Source organism: Micromonospora sp. WMMD1219 (genome assembly GCF_049315215.1).
Lineage (GTDB): Bacteria > Actinomycetota > Actinomycetes > Mycobacteriales > Micromonosporaceae > Micromonospora > Micromonospora tulbaghiae.
In genome coordinates this window covers 3,919,240-3,939,012 of record NZ_CP186057.1, presented here as the reverse complement: position 1 = coordinate 3,939,012, position 19,773 = coordinate 3,919,240, and the positions used below count along the sequence as shown (strand labels likewise).

The window sequence follows — 19,773 nt, the reverse complement described above, 5'->3', positions numbered from 1 at the left end:
GTCCGGGTACACGCGGTGAGCACCCTGTCGCTTGTCTTCACAAGACGCACTTGTAATGAAGAATTTCTACGACAGTGCGACGGGGACCACAAGACCTCTCGACCGATCCGTTATCCGTACCGGTCGGAGCCGGCTGGCCTAGCCTGACCTCATGCGCCGCCTGCGGCAGCTCGCGCAACGCACGCCGCCGGGGCGGGAGCGCTACGTCGACCTGCTCCGGGCCCTGGCCATCACCATGGTCGTGCTCGGCCACTGGGGCGTCACCGCCGTCGGGTACGACGACGGCCGCCCCGCCGGCCACTCCGCGCTGGCGGATCTGCGCTGGGCCTGGCCGCTGACCTGGGTGGCCCAGGTGATGCCGGTGTTCTTCCTGGTCGGCGGCTACGCCAACGCCGCCTCGCTGGCCGCCCGCCGGCGCCGGGGCGGGTCGGCGGCCGGATGGCTGGTGGACCGCAGCGCCCGGCTGGTCCGGCCCACCACCGTGTTGCTGCTGGTCCTGGCCGCGGGCGCGGGGATCGCCACGCTGCGCGGCGCCGACCCGGCGCAGGTGCGCACGGTGGTCTGGTTCGCCACCATCCCGCTGTGGTTCCTGGTCGCCTACGTCGCCGTGGTGGCGCTGACCCCGCCGATGTACGCGCTGCACCGCCGGTTCGGGCTCGCCGTGCCGGTGGCGCTCGTGGTCCTGGTGGCGCTCGGCGACCTCGGCCGGCTCCTCGGCCCGGCCGCACTCGCCGACGGCAACTACCTGTTCGGCTGGCTGGCCGTACACCAGCTCGGTTTCGCCTGGTACGACGCCGCCCACGCGGGAACCCGGGGCCTGTTCCGCCGCGGGCTGCCGCTGTCCGGCCGGGCCGGCGCGCTCCTGCTCGGCGGCGGGTTGGTCGCGCTGGTGCTGCTCACGGCGGTCGGGCCGTACCCGGTGGCGATGCTCCACATACCGGGCGAGCGGCTGGACAACGCGGCGCCGCCGAGCCTGGCGCTGATGGCCGCGGCCGCCACCCAGCTCGGACTGATCCTGCTGCTGCGGCACCCGGCCGGGCGCCGGCTGCGCCGGTCCGGCCCCTGGCAGGCGGTGATCGCGGTCAACGCGGTGGTGCTCACGCTCTTCCTCTGGCACCTGACCGCCGCGGTGCTGCTCGTCGGCCTGCTGGACGCGCTCGGCGTGCTGCCCACTCCCCCGGCCGGCTCGGCGGCCTGGTGGGCGTGGCGCGTACCGTGGCTGCTCGCGCTGGCCGCGGTGCTGGCCGTGCTGGTCGCCGTCTTCGGGCCGGTCGAGGCCCGCACCCGCCGCCCGCCCGCGACCGGGCCGGCCGGGACGGGCCGACGGCGGCTACGCGCCGGTCTGGCCGTGGCCGGGTACGCGGGCGTGCTCGTCGGCCTGCTGCTGAACAGCCTGGCGCCCAAGACCGCGCCGGAGCCGCTGGGCCTGCCCGCCCCGGCGCTGGTGGCGTACCTGGCCGGGGCGGGTCTGCTGCGGCTGCTCAGGTCCGGACGGGTGGGACGGCGCCGGCCGGGTTGACGGTCACGCCTCGATCGAGGCGCGGATCGCGTCGACCATGATCGCCAGACCCTCCCGGGCCTCGTCCTCGGTGAGCGTCAGCGGCGGGCCCATCCGGATCACGTTGCCGTACAGGCCGCCCTTGCCGACCAGCAGGCCGCCGGCCCGGCACGCCTCGAACACGCGGGTGGTCAGCGCCGCGTCCGGCTCGACGGTTCCCGGGTGGACGAACTCGACGGCGAGCATCAAGCCCTTGCCGCGCACCTCGGCGACCTGCTCCAGCCCGGCGGTGGCGGCGCGCAGGCCGTCGCCGAGGATCGCGCCGACCCGGGCGGCGTTGGCCTGGAGGTCGTGGTCGAGCAGGTAGTCGAGCACCGCGTTGCCGGCGGCGGTGGAGACCGGGTTGCCGCCGAACGTGGAGAAGCTGATCGCCGGAACCGACTCCAGCACCTCGGCCCGGCCGATCACCCCGGCGAGCGCGAAGCCGTTGCCGATGCCCTTGGCGAACGTGAGCAGATCCGGTGTCACGCCGTGCGCCTGGTAGCCCCAGAAGTGCTCGCCGGTACGGCCCCACCCGGTCTGCACCTCGTCGCTGATCAGCAGGATGCCGTGCTCGTCGAGCACCTTCTTCCAGGCGGCGAAGAGCCCGTCCGGGCCGTGCACGAAGCCGCCCACGCCCTGGACCGGCTCGGCGATCAGGCAGGCCACGTCGCCCGCGGTCTGGGTGGCGAGCACCTCGCGCAGATCCTCGACCGCCGCGTCGACCCGGTCGGCCGCGTCGAGCCGGGCCAGCAGCCCGCGCAGCCGTTCACCGGAGTGCAGCCAGGCCACCTGCAACGGGTTCAGCGCGCTGGCCGACCAGCCGCGGTTGCCGGTGACGCCCATCGTCGCGTACGACCGGCCGTGGTAGCTGTTGCGCACCGCGAGGATCTGGTGCGAGCGCCGGTGATTCGTGGCGACCAGCAGCGCGGCCTCGTTCGCCTCGGTGCCGGAGTTGGTGAAGAAGACGCGGGCGTCGGGGATGCCGGAGAGCCGGGCGATCTTCTCGGCCAGCTCGACCTGCTGACGGATCAGGTAGAGCGTCGAGGTGTGCACGAGGCCGGTACGCAGCTGCCGTTCGACCGCCTCGCGGATCTCCGGGATGTCGTGACCGACCATCGTGGTCAGCACCCCGCCGAAGAAGTCCAGATAGGTCCGGCCGGCCGCGTCGGTGACCCGGCGGCCGGAGCCGGTCACCAGTTCCAGCGGTTCGGCGTAGTAGAGCGGCATCCAGGACGGGAGCACGGCCCGGTGCCGGGCCAGCAGGTCGTCGGAGGTCATCGGCGCACCCTTCAGCGGAGGTGGATCCCCGCACGTTCCCACCACGACCGGGGCCGGGACAACCGGCACTGTGCGAGTCGGCCCGGCGGTAGCATCCGCCGGGTGCGGACGGATCGGGTGACGCTGCCGGGCGGCGCGGCGGGGACGACGCGGGAGCGGCTCCTCGCCGGGGTCGGGTCCTGGGTGGAGTCGGCGCCGGTGCGGCGTCTCGTGGCGCACTTCGGCGGTGACTGGCCGGGCGGCGACCTGACGGCGGTGCTGGCCGGGCTGGACGCGTTCTCCGCCCGCCGCTGGGACTTCCGGCAGGGACGGGAACGCCCGGACGCCCGCGAGCCGGCGTTCGATCCGGCCACCGCCGGGCTGGTGCTGAGCGCCGCCGCCGAGCTGGGCCTGGTCCGCGCCGTCGCGCCGGCCCGATCCGGGTACGCGCACCTGCTGGTGCTCGGCGGGCTGGCGCACGCCTGCCTGCGGCGCACCGCGTACGCGGCGGTGCTGGCCCGGAGCGCGGCCGAGGTGACCGGCGAGGTGGCGGTGCTGGGCAGCTTCCGGCCGCTCTCCGCGGCCGAGTCCGGGGTGCTCGACGCGGCCGGACTGTCCGGCTGCGCCACCGAGGTGGACGTCCTCGACGCCGGTGTGCGGCTGGCGTTCGGGGTGGACGAGCCGGACGACGAGCGCGGCGAGCCGGCCGGTCATCCGCACCGGTCCTGGTCCTCGCGCACCTACCGGCCGGCCGGGCTGCCACCGGTACGGGTGCTCGCCGCGCCGTCGAGCGAACCGGACCGCCGTCGCGCGCACACCGCCGACACGCAGCGGTTCTGGGCCGAGCACGTGCGGCTGCGCGCGGACGACCCGGTGCTGATGGTGACCGCCCCGATCTACGTGCCGTTCCAGCACTGCGACGCGCTGCGGACACTCGCCGTGCCGTACGGGTGCGGCATCGAGACGGTCGGGGTGGACCCGGTCGCGCGCGCCGCGGTCGACGTACCGGAGCCGACGCTGACGCCGGGCCGCTACCTCCAGGAGATCCGGTCGGCGCTGCGGTCGATGCGCGCGCTGCACATGACGCTGACGGCCGGCTGAACCGGCGCGCGGGCCGGTGCCCGGCGAATCGCCGCGCACCGGCCCGGGAGCCGGGTGTCAGTTGACGTAGACCGCCGGGCTGCCGGTCTTGCTGGTGTCCCTCACCGGCGAGTACGTCGCGGTGAAGTACGCGGTGCCGAAGCAGAGCGACGGGCCGGAGAACTTGGTGAGCGGCTGGTTGGTGAAGCTGATCGAGTTGGTGGCGTTGGACGCCGTTCCGGTGAGCGAGTTCGTGCTCGTCCGGTAGACGCAGGTGATCGCGCCGAGCAGCGAGTTGAGCACGACGGTGCTCTGGATCGGCGCCGCCGCGGTCCCGGAGATCTTGACCACGCCGGCGCTGGTCACCGAGGTGGTGTAGGGCAGGTTGTTGACGGTCACGCTCTGCACGCCGGTGGTGCCGAAGACGTTCGTCGTGCAGCTGGAGAACGACTGCGCGGTCAGGCTCTCGGTCGCGGTGCCGGGAGCGGTCGGGTTGGTCAGCACCTTGGCGCTGAAGCTGGACGCGGCGCACTTGATGCCGGTGGTGCCGCTGGTCGAGTTGTAGAACGTGGCGTTGGTGCCGCTGCGCAGGCTGGCCTGGATGACGTCGCCCACCGACACGGCGGTGCCGGCGACGGTCGGGTAGGTCAGCACGGCGCTGGCGAGCGAGGTGGTGGGTGCGGCGGTGGCGGGGGCGGCGCCGACCAGACCGGTCAGCAGCGTCAGGGCGGCGAGGCCCGCGCCGATACGTCCGTACCTGGGCATGGTTGTTCCTTCCGGCGGTGGGACAGGAAACGGTGCCGGCGGCGTCCGGAGCGGACGGAGCCGGTGGGTGCGGCGGCCGGGATGGGGCCGCCGGTGGTGGTGCGCCGGTGCGGCCTCAGCGGGCCGGGCGGCGTGGCGCAGTGCGGCGTCGCCGCGTCACCTGGCTCTCTCCGGTCTTGGGGGGACGGGTCCGCGCGGCGATAATGGCAGCCATCCGGCCCTCCTTCGACGCGTTTCGGGTGACCGATCAGGAGAGATCACCAGCGGTGACGAGGCGTGAACTGAGCGTGTCGAAAGTTATAAACCCCGGAGGGTCGTGAAGTCAACGCATCAAGAAAGGTCGATGAGTGACAATCCCGAGCCCGCCGTCGCCGGCACCCGTGCCCCTGCCGGGCGCCCGCCACGGCCGCGACCCGGACCGCGCCATCAAGCGCGGCCCGCGGCGCGTGCCGGCCGAGGAGGTGGCGGCGACCCAGCGCGACCGCCTCTTCGACGGGCTGGTCCGGGAGGTCGCCACCCGGGGGTACGACAACGCCCGGGTCAGCGACATCTGCCACGCCGCCGGGGTCACCCGCCCCGCGTTCTACGCGCTGTTCAGCGGCAAGCAGGACGCGTTCCTGGCCGCGTACCGGCACGGCATCGCCGTGGTGTCGCAGCTGATGGAGCACGCGTACCGCGACGCCGGCCCGGCGTGGCCGGAGGCCGCCCGGGCGGCGCTGCGCACGCTGCTCGACGTGCTGGCGAGCGTGCCCGCCTTCGCCCGGATGGCACTGGTCGAGGTGGACGCGGCGGGCCCGGACGCCCGCCGGGAGCGCGACGCGCTGCTGCGCAGCTTCCGCCGGTTCTTCGCCGGCGCCGGGCCGGATCCGGCCGACGTGGACCGGGACGCACTGTTGTCCACTGTGGTCGGGGGCATCCACGCCACCATCCGTGAGCGGGTGGCGCAGGGGCGGGCCGAGGAGCTGCCGCTGCTGTTGCCGGCACTCACGTACGCGGCCACCGCGCCGTTCCTCGGCCCGCGGGAGGCGGGCCGCGTCGCCCGGGCGGACCGGGCGGACGACGGCCCGGCCACCACCGCGCCCTGCGCGCCCGGCCAGCCCTGAGCGATGGAAAACCGCAGCGGTTTTTCACTTTGGCCGCTTTTGGCAAATGCCGCTCAACGATCTGCTACAGGCAGTTGACCGCCCCTTTACTCAGCGGTAACTTCGGCCTGCGCCCCTCGGCGCATACATCCTGCGAAGCCAATTCACATCGTCGCAGGTGAATTGATCTCGAAAGGGGCCCGGCATGCCGGAGCAGATCGAGCAGATCGAGACCGATCAACCGAGAAGCGGCGTGCGCTGGCGCCGGTTCGCCGTCACGTTCGGCGCCGTGGCGGCCGGCGCGGCCGGCATGGTGGTGCTGACCGCGCAGGGTGTGCTCGGCGCGCAGTTCGCCATCTCGGGCATGCCGTTCACGGTCACCGCCGACAAGCTGGAGGGCACCGGGTTCGAGCAGTTCGCCACGCTCGACCAGATGATCCCGGACAGCCCCAACCAGGGCGACACCGGCGGGCAGGTGCTCGTGATCGTCTCGGCCATCGACAAGGCCGAGCTGACCAATCTCTGCCAGAGCATCAACCTGGGCGGGACCAACCTGCGGATCACCGCCGGCAATTCCGGCAAGCCGGTGACCGCCCGCACGCTCGTGGTCGACGGCGACGAGATCGCCGGTAACGCGTCCTTCAAGAACATCGACGTCGGGCAGGACGCCAGCACCGTCGACAAGGTCCCCGGGGTCAAGGGCAACCCGGGCGTGTTCGCCCAGCAGGCCGACACCGTGACCATCACCAACCTGCGGCAGAACAACTACGCCACCACCGCCGCCGTCTTCACGCTGCCCAACCTGCGCATGGGCTTCAGCTCCGAAGGGTGCTGACGTGACCGCAGGACAGCACGCGGCGCCCGCCGCCGGCGTTCGCACACGCTGGCGACGCTGGCGCCGGGCGCGGCCGTTCACCGCCGGGCTGCTCATCGCGCTCGGCGGCGCGGAGATGCTCGTGACGCTGCGCGCACCGCTCGGGGTGCTGCTGCACGTCGGGCCGCAAGGGCTGGCCGCGTACCTGGTCCCGGCCATCCTGGTCATCTGTGGCGTGCTGCTGATCACCACGCCGCAGCAACGCGTCTTCTACGCGGTGCTCTCCCTCGTGCTCGGGCTGGTCTCCTGGCTCACCTCGAACCTGGGCGGGTTCCTGATCGGCATGCTGCTGGCGCTCGTCGGCGGCGCGCTCGCGTTCGCCTGGACGCCGGTCAAGACGCGGGCGGCCCGCACCGCACCGGAGGCGGGGCCTGCCGAGACCGGGCCCACGGAGGTCGCGCCCGCGCAACGGGAGCCGGTCGACCGGTCCGCGCCCACGGAGTCCCTCGACGCGATCCTGTCCGCCGAGCCGTCGCCGCACCGGGACGCCCGGGCGGAACGCGGCTGACCGAGCGGGCAGCGCCGCGCGGGCGGCCGGCGCCGCTCAGCGGGCGGTGTCGGCCACCGCCTGCGCGAACACCTCGGAGCGGTGCTCGAAGTTGCGGAACCGGCCGTAGCTCGGCGCCGCCGGGGACAGCAGCACCACACCCCCGGCCGGGGTCAGCTTGCGGGACAGCCCGACGGCGGCGACCAGGTCGTCGGCCAGCTCGGTACGCACCGACGGCAGCCCGGACAGCGCGTCCACGATGCGGGGGCCGCTGTCCGGCACACCGATCACGGTGATCTCCCGGTCGGCCAGGTGCGCGCGCAGCGGGCTGTAGTCCAGCCCTCGGTCGGCGCCGCCGACGATCACGGTCAGCGGCCGTCCCTCGTACGCGTCGATCGCGTGCATGGCCGCGTACGGGCTGGTGGCGAGCGTGTCGTCGACGAACGTGAGCCCGGACGGGTCGGCGATCTCGGTGAGCCGGTGCGCCAGGCCCTGGAACTCGGCGACCGCCACGGCGAGGCTGTCCCTGCGCGCCACCACGTCGACGCCGAGCGCGTCCAGCACGGCCAGCGCGACGCAGAGGTTGCCCTCGTTGTGCCGCCCGACCAGCGGCAGCACCGCGCGCGGGAACAGCGGCGTGTCCCGCAGGTGGAACCACTGTGCGCCGTCCGGTCCGGTGGCCACGTGCGTGGTGTCCGGCGAGCCGGCGCGTACCGCCGCCCGGTCACCCAGCTCGGCCGCCAGGCGAGGGTCGGCGCCGTTGACCACGACGGCGTGCGGACCGTGCGCGATCAGGTTCAGCTTGTCCCGGTAGTACTCGCGCTCGCCGCCGTGCGCGTCCAGGTGCTCGGGGAACAGCGCGGTCACCACCGCCACCCGCGGCGAGTCGGTCAGGTCGGAGCACTGGTAGCTGGACAGCTCCAGCACGTACAGCTCCGCCTCGGGCAGGTCCAGCAGCGGCACCCCGATGTTGCCGCCGAACACGTTCGGCCGGTCCATCGCGGTGAGCAGGTGGCTGATCAGGCTGGACGTGGTGCTCTTGCCCTTGCTGCCGGTCACCCCGACGGTCCGGTCCGCGTGGTCGGCCATCCACAGCGCGCTGCCCTGCGTGACGGGCACGGACCGGCGGCGCAGCTCCACCATCCACGGATGGGTGTTCGGCACGCCCGGCGAGCGGACCACCACGTCGGCGGCGGCCAGGCGCTCGAAGCCCTCCTCGCCGGTGACGAGCGGCGCCGCGGCGGCCAGCGGACCGTCCCAGGGCAGCGTGAGGAAGTTGGCGCTGTCGTCGACGACGACCAGGCCGGCCGGCCCGTGCGCGGCGATCGCGGTCACCGCGGCCCGGCCCTCGCGGCCGGCGCCCCAGACGGCGACATGACGTCCGCGCAGATCAGACAGGCGCACGGGCTCTCCTCGGACTCGGTCGACGCACGGCGGGCAGGGTCCGGCCCAGCCGGACACGGACGGACGAACCAGGGCCTAGTATGGCGTGTGCCCAACGAGCAGCTGCGGCGGATGGACGCCTTCACCTTCCCGTCCTACTCGATCGACTTCGCCACCGGCGAGGTCCTGTTCGACTACGCCCTGACCGGTCCCGACGGCGAGCAGCGGTTCACCGAGGTGATCACGCTTCCGCTGCCGGCCGAGCCCGTCTCCGACGCCACGGCGGCCACCCTGGCCCGGGTGCTGGAGCTGCTGCACGTGGTCGCCGGCGTCAGCTACTACAAGGCCGCCGCGCCGCCGCGGCTGGTGCTGCCGGCGCCGCTGGGCGCCGCCGCCGTCGAGCTGGTCACCGCCGTCTACACCAAGGGCCTCGCCGAGTACGCGTACCGCAACGAGCTGCCGCACGTGCTGGAGCTGCGTCCCGAGGTGCCGTCCGGCACGGTGGACCCGGCCGTGCCGGTGGACAACTCCGACCGCCGCCCGCTGTCGGCGGTGGGCGGCGGCAAGGACTCCATCGTCACGCTGGAGGCGCTGCGCCGCGCCGGCCTCGACCCGGTGCCGTTCTCGGTCAACCCGAACCACGTGATCGTGTCGGTGAACGAGGCGTCGGACCTGGTGCCGCTGGCCGCCCGGCGGCGGCTGGACCCGGTGCTGTTCGAGCTGAACGCCGCCGGCGCGCGCAACGGGCACATCCCGGTCACCGCGATCAACTCGCTGATCGCCGTGGCGACCGCCGTCCTGCACGGGCTCGGCCCGGTGGTGATGTCGAACGAGCGTTCCGCGTCCGACCCGAACCTGATCTGGAACGGCCACGAGATCAACCACCAGTGGTCCAAGGGCGTCGAGGCGGAAGGGCTGCTGCGGGCGGCGCTGGCCGAGCACGCCGGGCTCACCGAGCCGTACTTCTCCTTGCTGCGGTCCCTGTCCGAGCTGCACATCGCCCGGCTGTTCGCCGAGATCGACCGGTACGACGCGGTGGTGACCAGCTGCAACGCGGCGTTCAAGCTGCGGGACGCGAGCGAGCGCTGGTGCCGCGACTGCCCGAAGTGCCGGTTCGTGTTCCTGGCCATGGCGCCGTTCATGCCCCGGGAGCGGCTGACCGGCATCTTCGGCGGTGACCTGCTGGCCGACGAGACGCAGATCCCCGGCTACCGGGAGCTGCTCGGCATCGACGGGCACAAGCCGTTCGAGTGCGTGGGTGAGGTGGAGGAGTCGGTGGTCGCGCTGAGCCTGCTCGCCCAGCAGGACCAGTGGCGCGACGCCCCGGTGGTCCGCGCTCTGGTGGCGGCACTGCCCGACACCGCCTGGCAGGCGGCGGCGACCTCCGACGTGTTCACCCCCGGCGGCGACAACTTCGTCCCCGCCCCCTACGCCAAAACCCTGACCGCCCTGACCTGACCCTCCCCGCCCGCCGCACCCCACCCCGCCCCGCCCCGCCCCGTCGATCATGAAGTTGACGGGGCGGATTCGGGCGAAACACCGGCTCAACCTCATGATCGACGGGGCGGGACCGGCGTGACGGGGCCGGGTCAGGGGGTGCGGACGGCGTCCAGGGCCAGCAGGGCCACGTGCAGGGACAGGCACCTGTCGACCGAGTCGAGGTCGGCGTCGAGGATGCGGCCGATACGGGCCAGCCGCTCGTAGAACGCCGGCCGGGACAGGTGCGCGGCGGCCGCACCGGCCGACTTGTTCCGCCCCTGCTCCAGGTACGCCCGCAGCGTGCCCAGCAACTGCTCCCGTGGATGCTGGGCGTCGTAGGCGAGCAGTGGCCCGAGTTCACGCTCGACGAACGTCTGCAACCGGGGCTCGTCGCGTAACAGGTGCAGCAGCCCGGCCAGCCCGACGTGCGGCAGGCGGTAGCAGGGCAGATCGCGGGGATCCCGCCGGGCCGCCTCGGCGACCTGCCGCGCCTCGATCAGTGACCGGCGTGCCTCGCGCAGGCTGCCCACGCCGGAGCCGGCCGCCACCACGATCGCGGCTCGGGGCGGCGCGTCGACCGGCCGCGCACTCGCCGACGCCACGGCCCGTCCGGCGGGACGGTCCGGAGCCTCCAGCGGGCGGGCCGGGCGGGCGGCTGGGGCGGCCGGCGCGGCGGGGGCGGCGTCGAGGCGTACCCGGCGCAACGCGGCGGCGAACGCGGACAGTGCCTTCTCCTCGGCGGCCGGGTCGGGGAGCGCCAGCAGCGCGCCCACGGCCTGGTCGTCGAGCGGGCTGGTCAGCGCGGTGAGCTTGGCGTCCCGGACGGCCTGACTGACCGCCTCGGCGAGGTCGCGCAGCCGGGCCGGGCCGGCTTCCGGGCCTTCGGCGTCGGTGTCGCGGCGCCCGCCGCGCCGGGCGGGGGCGGGCTCGTCGTCGGGGGTGCCCGCGTCGCCGGCCGGCTCGTCGGCGCGGTGCCGGACCACGACGCCGACCAGGTGCCGGCGGTCCAGGACGACGCCGAGCGCCTTGGCGCGCAGCGCCACCTCGTCCACCGGGCGGGAGTGGTCGATCAGGGCGGTCAGCAGCGTGCGGTGGATCTGCCGTTCCAGGCCCTCGGCGTCGCGGCGGATCAGCCGGCCCAGGGCCAGCGTGGAGGCGGCCCGTTCGATCAGGATGGTGAGCCGGGTCGGCGGGGTGGACTCGGTCGCCGGCCAGCGCAGCAGCAGCCGTCCCCAGTCCTGTCCGCGCGCGCCGACGGTGGTGACGAGCCAGCCGCTGTCCGGGTCGTACGCGGTGCGCCCGGGCGGGCGGATCTGCCGCGAGTGCCGTTCCCAGCCGTCCAGCAGCAGTTCGGCGTTCTCCCCCGCCGGGTCGTACGCGAGCACCTGCCGGGACAGGTTCTCCAGCACCATCGGGCAGCCCGCCAGCTCGGCGGCCTGCCGCAGCACCTCGGCCGGTTCGGCGCCCTCGACCGACAGTTCGGTGAACCGCTGGTGGATCTCCTCGGTGGCACGCAGCTCGGTGAGCTGGGCGTCCACGATCAGCGCGTGCACCGCCTCGGTGATCCGGACGAACGGGGTGCCCCGGCGCAGCTCGATCAGGGGCAGGCCGCGTCGTTCGGCGGCGGCGGCCATCACCCGGGGCACTCCGCTGACGTAGCGGCGGCCCAGCTCGACGGCCAGCCCGGAGACGCCGACGTCGGCCAGGGCGCCGATGAACTCGCGGAGCCCGGCGTCGTCGCCCGGCAGGCCGATCCCGGTGGTCAGGACCAGTTCCCCGCCGCCGAGCAGGGTGGCGATGTCCGGCACCTCGGCGATGTGCACCCAGCGCACCGGCCGGTCCAGCCCGGCGGTCCCGGCGACCAGGCGCGGCGCGCCGTTGCGCACGGGCACCAGGTCCAGCACCTCACGCACGGTAGGGAACACGGGCGACACGCTACCCTGCGTCACCACCGTTGCCGAAAGCCACACCGCCCGCCGGCCCGCCGAGAAGGCGGGGACCGGCGGGCGGGCAGACGGGACGAGCCGTGGCGATCAGTCGACGCCGAACTCCATCGCGGCCCGGTCGAGCGCCTCGTCCTCGGCGGTGGGCACGCCCCGGGACGCGATGGCCTCCGCGCCGCCCTGCGGCATGGCGCCGATCAGCCCGGTCGACGCCGCCTGGGCGGCGCCGACGATCCGCTGCGGGGTGCCGCCGCCGACCATCCCGACGGAGGCGTACTGCTCCAGCTTGGCGCGGGAGTCGGCGATGTCGAGGTTGCGCATGGTGAGCTGGCCGATCCGGTCGGCCGGGCCGAACGCCGAGTCCTGGGTGCGCTCCATCGACAGCTTGTCCGGGTGGTAGCTGAACGCCGGACCGGTGGTGTCCAGGATCGAGTAGTCCTCGCCCCGGCGCAGCCGCAGCGTCACCTCGCCGGTGACCGCCGTGCCGACCCAGCGCTGCAGCGACTCGCGCAGCATCAGCGCCTGCGGGTCCAGCCAGCGGCCCTCGTACATGAGGCGGCCGAGGCGGCGGCCCTCGTTGTGGTAGTTGGCGAGCGTGTCCTCGTTGTGGATGGCGTTGACGAGCCGCTCGTAGGCGGCGTGCAGCAGCGCCATGCCGGGAGCCTCGTAGATGCCCCGGCTCTTGGCCTCGATGATCCGGTTCTCGATCTGGTCGGACATGCCCAGGCCGTGCCGGCCGCCGATGGCGTTGGCCTCCAGCACCAGGTCGACGGCGCTGCCGAACTCCTTGCCGTTGATCGTCACCGGGCGGCCCTGGTCGAAGCCGATGGTGACGTCCTCGGTGGGGATCTCCACGGACGGGTCCCAGAACTTGACCCCCATGATCGGCTCGACCGTCTCGATGCCGGTGTCCAGGTGTTCGAGCGTCTTGGCCTCGTGGGTGGCGCCCCAGATGTTGGCGTCGGTGGAGTACGCCTTCTCGGTGCTGTCCCGGTAGGGCAGGCCGCGCTCCAGCAGCCACTCCGACATCTCGGTGCGGCCGCCCAGCTCGGTGACGAAGTCGGTGTCCAGCCACGGCTTGTAGATCCGCAGCTGCGGGTTGGCCAGCAGGCCGTACCGGTAGAACCGCTCGATGTCGTTGCCCTTGAACGTCGAGCCGTCGCCCCAGATCTGCACGTCGTCGGCGATCATCGCCCGGACCAGCAGCGTGCCGGTCACGGCCCGGCCCAGCGGCGTGGTGTTGAAGTAGGCCCGCCCGCCGGAGCGGATGTGGAAGGCGCCGCAGGTCAGCGCCGCCAGCCCTTCCTCGACCAGCGCGGCGCGGCAGTCGACGAGCCGGGCGACCTCGGCGCCGTAGGTGTGGGCGCGGCCGGGCACCGAGGCGATGTCGGGCTCGTCGTACTGGCCGATGTCAGCGGTGTAGGCGCAGGGGACGGCGCCCTTGTCGCGCATCCACGCGACGGCTACCGAGGTGTCGAGGCCGCCGGAGAAGGCGATGCCGACACGTTCGCCGATGGGCAGGGAGGTGAGAACCTTGGACACAAGGAAGATTATGCACGGTGTCGCATGGTCATGCAAGCCGGTCGGCGGGGCCGGTCCTCAGAGCGCGTCCTCCCGCCCCAGCTCCCAGAACGCCACCGCCGCGGCGGCGGCCACGTTCAGCGAGTCCACGCCGCGCCGCATCGGGATCACCACCCGCACGTCGCTGGCGGCCTGCGCCGACGCGGTCAGGCCCGGCCCCTCGGCCCCGAGCAGCAACGCCGCCCGCTCCCGCTGCGCCGGGGTCAGCCGCTGCATCGGTACGGCATCCGGCGCTGGTGTCATCGCGAGCACCGTGAAACCGGCGGCGCGGACCTGGTCCAGCCCGTCGGGCCAGCGGTCGAGCTTGGCGTACGGCACCGCGAACACCTCGCCCATGCTGACCCGTACGCTGCGCCGGTAGAGCGGGTCGGCGCAGGTCGGGGACAGCAGCACCGCGTCGACGCCGAGCGCGGCGGCGCCCCGGAAGATCGCACCCAGGTTCGTGTGGTTGTTGACGTCCTCCAGGATCACCACCCGCCGGGCGGCGGCCAGCACCTCGTCGGCCGGGCGCAGCGGCTTGCGGTGGAACGACGCGAGCACGCCGCGGTGCACGTGGAAGCCGGTGGCGCGCTGGAGCACGTCCGGCGTGGCGGCGTACACCGGCGCGTCACCGGTGTCCAGGTCGGCGAGCTGGTCGACCCGCTTGGCGTCGACCAGGTACGACCGGGCCGGGTAGCCGGCCCGCAGCGCCCGCCGCAGCACCAGCTCCCCCTCGGCGATGAACAGCCCGTGCGGGGGTTCCCAGCGGGTACGCAGCTCCACGTCGGTGAGCGCGCGGTAGTCGGCGATCCGGTCGTCGTCGGGGTCGGTGATCTCGTGGACGGGCACCAGGCGATTCTGCCCGGCCCGCCCGGCCGCTCCGGCGCGGGCCGGGTTTCCGTCGTCCCGGGCGGGGAACGGAGCCGGAAGGCCGACGGTGACGGAGGGACCAGGATGGGCGCGGATCACGACGGCAACCTCCCCCGCGACGCCACAGTCGCCGACTACCTGGTGGCCCGGCTCGCCGAGTGGGGCGTGCACCGCTACTACGGCTACCCCGGCGACGGGATCAACGGCATGACCTCGGCGCTGCAACGCGCCGAGGGACGGGCCCGGTTCATCCAGGTCCGGCACGAGGAGACGGCCGGGTTCGCAGCAGGCGCGCACGTCAAGTACGGCGGCGGACCGCTCGGCTGCGTGGTGGTGACCAGCGGTCCGGGCGCGATCCACGCCCTCAACGGCCTCTACGACGCCAAGCTCGACCACCAGCCGGTGGTGGCGCTGCTCGGGCACACCGCGCTGCCCGCCGAGGGCGGCGGCTACTACCAGGAGGTGGACCTGCTCTCGCTCTACAAGGACGTGGCGTCGGCCTTCCTGGCCCAGCTCGACGACCCGTCGCAGGCCCGGCACCTGGTGGACCGCGCCTGCCGCACGGCACTGGCCCGGCGTACCGTGACCGCCCTGGTCCTGCCCTCCGACGTGCAGGACCTGCCGGCGGTGCCGCACCCGCCGCACGCCCACGGCTACTACCACACCAGCGCCGTGCCGAGCAGCACGCCGACCGTGCCGCCGGAGGCCGACGTGCGCCGCGCCGCCGAGGTGCTGCGCGGCGGTGAGCGGGTGGCGATGCTGGTCGGGCAGGGCGCGCTGGGCGCCGAGGACGAGGTACGCCGGATCGCCGACCGGCTCGGCGCCGGTGTCGCCACCGCGCTGCTCGGCTTCACCGCCGTCGACCACCGGCAGCCCTGGGTGACGGGCGCGATCGGCCTGCTCGGCAGCCGCCCGAGCTGGCAGCTCATGCGCGAGTGCGACCGGCTGCTGATCGTCGGCAGCCAGATGCCGTACTCGGAGTTCTACCCGCCGGAGGGCCAGGCCCGGGCGGTGCAGATCGACATCGACGGCACCCGGATGGGGTTGCGCTACCCGACCGAGGTGAACCTGACCGGCGACGCCGGGCCGACGCTGCGCGCCCTGCTCAAGGAGCTGGGCCCGGGGCCGGGCCCGACCGCGTGGCGGGCCACCCTCGCCGACGCCACCGGCAAGTGGCGGGCCTCGCAACGCGAGGTCGCCGCGCAGCCCGCCGACCCGGTCAACCCGCAGTCGCTGTTCACTACGCTCGACGACGCGCTACCGGACGACGCCATGCTCGCCGTGGACTGCGGCACCGCCACCGCCTGGTACGCCCGGCACGTGCGGGTCCGCCCCGGCATGCTGGCCAGCCTCTCCGGCACGCTGCTCTCCATGGGCGGCGGGATGCCGTACGCGCTGGCGGCGAAGTTCGCCCACCCGGACCGGCCGGTGATCGCGCTGCTCGGCGACGGGGCGATGCAGATGAACGGCGTCAACGAGCTGATCACGGTGGCGAAGTACTGGCGGGAGTGGGCCGACCCCCGGTTCGTGGTGCTGGTGCTCAACAACCGGGACCTCGCGTTCGTCAGCTGGGAACAGCGGTCCGGTGAGGGCACGCCGATGTTCCCGGACAGCCAGGACCTGCCGGACGTGGCGTACCACAGGTGGGCGGAGGTGCTGGGCCTCGGCGGCGAGCTGGTCGACTCCCCCGCCCGGGTGGACGGCCTGTGGCAGCGGGTGCTCGACGCGGACCGGCCGGTGGTGGTCAACGCGGTGGTGGACCCGGCCGAGCTGATGCTGCCGCCGCACTTCACCGCCGAGCAGGCCCGCAAGACCGCCGCAGCGGTGCTGCGCGGGGACAGCGACCGGGCCGGCATCGTGCGGCGCGGCGTGCCGGCCGCGCTCGCCACGTACCGGCCCCGCCGCCGGGGCCGCTGAGGCGTCAGGCCCGCGCGTAGCGCAACAGCACCGACCGCCCGTCGAACGTGCGCGTCTCGACCAGCCGCAGGTTCTGGCGGGCCAGGCCGGGCAGCACCTGCCGCCCGCCGCCGAGCACCACCGGATGCACGATCACCTCGTAGGTGTCGACGAGCCCGAGCGCGGCCAGCGCCGTCGCCGCGCCGGTGCCGCCGGTGACCAGCAGGTCGCCGGGGAACCGCTCGCGGACCTCGGCGAACTCCTTCGCCAGGTCGCCGCCGCCGACCACCACGGCGCCGTGGGAGGCCTCGGCGAGCGTCCGCGAGACCACGATCTTCGGGGTACGCCGCCAGATCGGCGCGAACGCCAGGTCGTGCGGGTGGTCGGAGATCGACTCGACCTGCGGCCAGTAGGAGGACATCATCTCCCACACCCGCCGCCCGTAGACGAAGGCGGCGGCCCGCTCGGCCAACCCGATCGAGTACGCGGACAACTCCTCCCCCATCTCCGGCCAGTCGAACTCGCCGTTCGGCCCCTCGATGAAACCGTCGACCGACGTGTGCACCCCGTAGACGACACTGCCCATGATGTGTTCCTCCGCGTCGCACGGCGCCCCCGGAACGGGCGCGCTCGCCGGTGGGTCGGAGCCGGCCGGGCGGATCCGACAACCCGGCGTCGTCGATTTCCGGCTAGCCTCCCGGCGTGGCCCGCCCCGTGATGATCGCGCTGATCGGTGTCGACGGTTCCGGCAAGACGACCCAGGCCAGGGCGCTCGCGGCGCGGCTGCGCGAGCGAGGCGTCCGGGCGCGGTACTTCGAGAACGCCGGTGGCCGGCCGCTGTGGAACCGGCTGGCCCGGGCGTTCGGCCGCGCCGACGGGGTGGCGCTGTTCGGCCGTACCCTCTATCCGGCGCTGGAGGCGACGGTGCGCGCGGCGGCGATGGCCCGGACCGTGGCGGTGGCCCGCCTGACCGGACGGGTGGCGGTGCTGGACCGGTGGACCTGGTGCCAGGACGTGATCATGGCGGCCCGGGGCGACCGGGGACGGCGCGTGGTGCGCGCCGCGTACGCGGTCTTCCCGCGGCCGGCGGTGGTGTGCTTCCTCGCCACCTCCCCCGAGGTGGCGCGGCTGCGGGTGGCCGCGCGGGGCATCGACACCGAGGAACCGGCGCACCTGCGGGCGTTGGACGCCGCCTACCGGGCGCTGCCCGACTTCGGCACGTTCACTGTGCTCGACGGCGACCGCGCCCCGGCGGAGGTGGCCGCCGCCCTGGACGCCGCGCTCGACGCCGCGCTGACGACCCGGGCGACCACCCCGCCTCCACCGGACGCGTGAGGCGGGCCCGGCTCAGCCCCGCTCGCGCAGCCAGCGGAGCACGTCGGAGGGCAGCTCGCGGTCCTCGCGCTGCTCGCGTCGGTCCGGCTCGGTCCGGCGGGGCGGCTGCGGGCGCTGCGGGTCGCCGACCAGCGCCCGGCTCGGCGCGGTGAAGCCGGCCACCGGCTTGCCGGTGAGGGCGGTCCTAATGGTCCGGGCCACCGCGTCGATTACCTTCGCCTGCACTGCGGAGCCGACCAGGTCGGTGACGTCGTCCGGGTTGGCGGCAATGCCGGCCACCGCGACCTGCGGGGTGTACCCGACGAACGTCTCGGTGGCGTTGCGCTCCGAGCTGCCGGTCTTGCCGGCCACCGGGCGGCCGACGATCGAGTCGACGGCGGTGGCGGTGCCGCCGTTGCACTGCCCGAACGCGGACTGCTGGCCGACCGGGCACCGGGCCGCGTCGGTGGCGGCGCGGGCCACGTCCGGTTCGAGCACCCGCTTGCAGGACGGCTGCGCCACGTCGACGGCGTCGCCGTCGGGCGCGGTGACCGAGACCACCGGCAGCGGCGTGCAGTACGTGCCCTCGGCGGCCACCGTGGCGTACGCGTTCGCCAGGTCCAGCGGGGTCGTGGCGGCCACACCGAGCGTGAACGCGCCCCAGTTCGCGGCGTTGTCGCGGGCGAACGCGGCGTCGGAGTCGGCCCGGAAGGTGATGCCGAGACGCTGGGCCATCTCCACCACCTTGTCCTCGCCGACCTGCTCGGCCAGCCAGACGAAGTACGTGTTGACGGACCGGCCGAAGCCGTCCCACATCATCCGGTAGCCGTCCATCCACTGCGGGTTGGCGTTCGCCGGGCACCACGTGCCGTCGCAGTTGCCCTCGTCGTCCGAGGCGTACCGGGTGGGCAGCCGGCTCGGGGCGTCGAAGCCGGTGGCCAGCGGCTTGCCGGCCTCCAGCGCGGCCAGCATGGTGAACATCTTGAACGTCGAGCCGGCCTGGTAGCCGTCGACGCTGGCGCCGCCGGAGATCAGCGGGTTGACCGTGTTCGGGTGGTTGGCCTGCCCGTCCGGGTTGGCGTCGAGGCTGTAGTGCCGGTTCACCGCCATCGCGAGGACCCGGCCGGTGCCGGGCTCGACGGCCGCGATCGGCAGCGCCCGCTTGTTGCCGTACCCGTAGACCTTGGTGGCCTGCTCCTGCGCGGTCTCCTGGATCTTCGGGTCCAGCGTGGTGACGACGCGGTAGCCGCCCCGGCGCAGCGCCTGCTCGCGCTCCTCGGGGGTGCTGCCGAAGGCCGGCTGGGTGACCCACCAGCGGCGCAGGTAGTCGCAGAAGAAGCCCCAGTCGTCGTGGCCCTGGGCGGTGGCGGTGCAGCCGTTGGGCTGGGCGGTCGGGCGCAGCTTCAGCGGCTCGGCCTTCGCGGCGGCGGCCTGCTGCGCGGTGATCGCGCCGGTCTCGGCCATGGCGTCGAGCACGTACCCCCGGCGGGTCAGCGCCTGGTCCTTGTCGCCGTCGATCGGGCTGTACGCGTCGGGCGACTGGACCAGGCCGGCGAGCAGCGACGCCTCGCCCAGCGTCAGGTCGGCCGGCGCCTTGCCGAAGTAGCGCTGGCTCGCGGCGGCGACGCCGTACGCTCCGGAGCCGAAGTACGCGATGTTGAGGTAGCGGTTGAGGATCTCGTCCTTGGACAGCGACTGCTCCAGCGCGTTGGCGTACCGGATCTCCTGGAGCTTGCGCCCGACTGTCTGCTCGGTGGCGGCCTGCCGCTCCTCCGGGGTGCGGTTCGGGTCGGTCTTGAGCACGTTGCGGACGTACTGCATGGTCAGCGTGGAGCCGCCCTGCTCGGTGCCGCCGCCCTTGACGTTCGCCACCAGCGCCCGGGCGATGCCGCGCAGGTCCGCGCCGCCGTGCGAGTAGAACCGCCGGTCCTCGGCCGCGATGATCGCCTGCCGCATCACCGGGGCGATCTCGTCCAGCGACACGTCGGTGCGGTTCACGTCGTAGAACGTGGTGATCAGCGTCTTGCCGTCGTTGGCGTAGAGGTAGGAACGCTGCGGCTGCACCGGGGTGCGCAGCGCGTCGGGCAGGTCCGCGTACGCGCCGAGCGCCGCCCGGGCGGCGAACCCGCCGAGCAGTCCGCCGGGAAGCGCGGCGACCGCGAGGACGAGCCCGGCGAGCAGGCCGGCCAGCAGCACGGTGAACAGCCGCGACAGCGGCGACCTGGGAGACGGCATGGACGCAA

General features: G+C 73.9%; 16 protein-coding genes. 8 read left to right on the top strand and 8 right to left on the bottom strand.

The window, feature by feature from the left end; all coding sequences use genetic code 11:
- Positions 1–151: 151 nt before the first annotated feature.
- Entirely contained in the window at positions 152–1,519 is a 1,368-nt protein-coding gene (locus ACN27C_RS18960) for an acyltransferase family protein (RefSeq protein WP_422747101.1), read from the top strand.
- Between the two features lie 3 nt (positions 1,520–1,522).
- Here the strand turns inward: ACN27C_RS18960 and ACN27C_RS18955 are convergent, their stop codons facing one another.
- On the bottom strand, positions 1,523–2,818 hold the full coding sequence (locus ACN27C_RS18955) for an aspartate aminotransferase family protein (protein ID WP_422747099.1): 1,296 nt from the start codon (positions 2,816–2,818) through the stop codon (positions 1,523–1,525).
- 117 nt (positions 2,819–2,935) lie between these two features.
- Between ACN27C_RS18955 and ACN27C_RS18950 the strand changes: the two genes are divergently transcribed.
- Positions 2,936–3,898 carry a hypothetical protein gene (locus ACN27C_RS18950; RefSeq protein ID WP_421501100.1) on the top strand — a complete coding sequence of 321 codons (963 nt, stop codon included), beginning with the start codon at positions 2,936–2,938 and terminating at the stop codon, positions 3,896–3,898.
- Between the two features lie 57 nt (positions 3,899–3,955).
- On the opposite strand, the gene ACN27C_RS18945 is transcribed toward ACN27C_RS18950, so the two are convergent.
- Positions 3,956–4,642, bottom strand: a complete 687-nt coding sequence (locus ACN27C_RS18945; RefSeq protein WP_120569007.1) for a Tat pathway signal sequence domain protein — start codon at positions 4,640–4,642, stop codon at positions 3,956–3,958.
- Positions 4,643–4,989: 347 nt separating this feature from the next.
- Here ACN27C_RS18945 and ACN27C_RS18940 point away from each other — a divergent pair, with 347 nt between their 5' ends.
- The 3 genes from ACN27C_RS18940 (at position 4,990) to ACN27C_RS18930 (ending at position 7,106) form a co-directional block, all read left to right on the top strand.
- Complete coding sequence (locus tag ACN27C_RS18940) at positions 4,990–5,745, top strand: TetR/AcrR family transcriptional regulator (protein ID WP_422747097.1); 756 nt, start codon at positions 4,990–4,992, stop codon at positions 5,743–5,745.
- Between the two features lie 184 nt (positions 5,746–5,929).
- A complete protein-coding gene (locus ACN27C_RS18935; RefSeq protein WP_120569005.1) occupies positions 5,930–6,559 on the top strand; it encodes a DUF6230 family protein in 630 nt (209 codons plus the stop codon).
- A 1-nt stretch (position 6,560) separates the two neighbouring features.
- Positions 6,561–7,106, top strand: a complete 546-nt coding sequence (locus tag ACN27C_RS18930) for a DUF6114 domain-containing protein (RefSeq protein WP_121686066.1) — start codon at positions 6,561–6,563, stop codon at positions 7,104–7,106.
- 36 nt (positions 7,107–7,142) lie between these two features.
- On the opposite strand, the gene murD is transcribed toward ACN27C_RS18930, so the two are convergent.
- On the bottom strand, positions 7,143–8,489 hold the full coding sequence (gene murD / locus ACN27C_RS18925; RefSeq protein WP_422747095.1) for a UDP-N-acetylmuramoyl-L-alanine--D-glutamate ligase: 1,347 nt from the start codon (positions 8,487–8,489) through the stop codon (positions 7,143–7,145).
- A gap of 87 nt (positions 8,490–8,576) precedes the next feature.
- On the opposite strand from murD, the gene ACN27C_RS18920 reads away from it, so the two are divergent.
- Entirely contained in the window at positions 8,577–9,926 is a 1,350-nt protein-coding gene (locus ACN27C_RS18920; protein ID WP_120569002.1) for a hypothetical protein, read from the top strand.
- 131 nt (positions 9,927–10,057) lie between these two features.
- Here the strand turns inward: ACN27C_RS18920 and ACN27C_RS18915 are convergent, their stop codons facing one another.
- The 3 genes from ACN27C_RS18915 to ACN27C_RS18905 all read right to left on the bottom strand — a co-directional run bounded on the left by ACN27C_RS18915 (position 10,058) and on the right by ACN27C_RS18905 (position 14,302).
- Complete coding sequence (locus ACN27C_RS18915) at positions 10,058–11,881, bottom strand: PucR family transcriptional regulator (RefSeq protein WP_422747092.1); 1,824 nt, start codon at positions 11,879–11,881, stop codon at positions 10,058–10,060.
- A gap of 99 nt (positions 11,882–11,980) precedes the next feature.
- Positions 11,981–13,432: an argininosuccinate synthase gene (argG, locus tag ACN27C_RS18910; RefSeq protein WP_120569000.1), complete on the bottom strand. Its 1,452-nt coding sequence runs from the start codon at positions 13,430–13,432 to the stop codon at positions 11,981–11,983.
- Positions 13,433–13,489: 57 nt separating this feature from the next.
- A complete protein-coding gene (locus tag ACN27C_RS18905) occupies positions 13,490–14,302 on the bottom strand; it encodes a TrmH family RNA methyltransferase (RefSeq protein ID WP_422751647.1) in 813 nt (270 codons plus the stop codon).
- Positions 14,303–14,404: 102 nt separating this feature from the next.
- Between ACN27C_RS18905 and ACN27C_RS18900 the strand changes: the two genes are divergently transcribed.
- Positions 14,405–16,237, top strand: coding sequence for a thiamine pyrophosphate-requiring protein (locus ACN27C_RS18900; protein ID WP_422747089.1), 1,833 nt, complete (start codon positions 14,405–14,407; stop codon positions 16,235–16,237).
- A gap of 4 nt (positions 16,238–16,241) precedes the next feature.
- Here ACN27C_RS18900 and ACN27C_RS18895 read toward each other — a convergent pair whose 3' ends face one another.
- Positions 16,242–16,802, bottom strand: coding sequence for a dihydrofolate reductase family protein (locus tag ACN27C_RS18895; protein WP_422747087.1), 561 nt, complete (start codon positions 16,800–16,802; stop codon positions 16,242–16,244).
- Positions 16,803–16,918: 116 nt separating this feature from the next.
- Here ACN27C_RS18895 and ACN27C_RS18890 point away from each other — a divergent pair, with 116 nt between their 5' ends.
- Positions 16,919–17,551: a thymidylate kinase gene (locus tag ACN27C_RS18890; RefSeq protein WP_120568997.1), complete on the top strand. Its 633-nt coding sequence runs from the start codon at positions 16,919–16,921 to the stop codon at positions 17,549–17,551.
- A gap of 12 nt (positions 17,552–17,563) precedes the next feature.
- Here the strand turns inward: ACN27C_RS18890 and ACN27C_RS18885 are convergent, their stop codons facing one another.
- Positions 17,564–19,765, bottom strand: coding sequence for a transglycosylase domain-containing protein (locus ACN27C_RS18885; protein WP_422747085.1), 2,202 nt, complete (start codon positions 19,763–19,765; stop codon positions 17,564–17,566).
- Between the last annotated feature and the right edge of the window lie 8 nt (positions 19,766–19,773).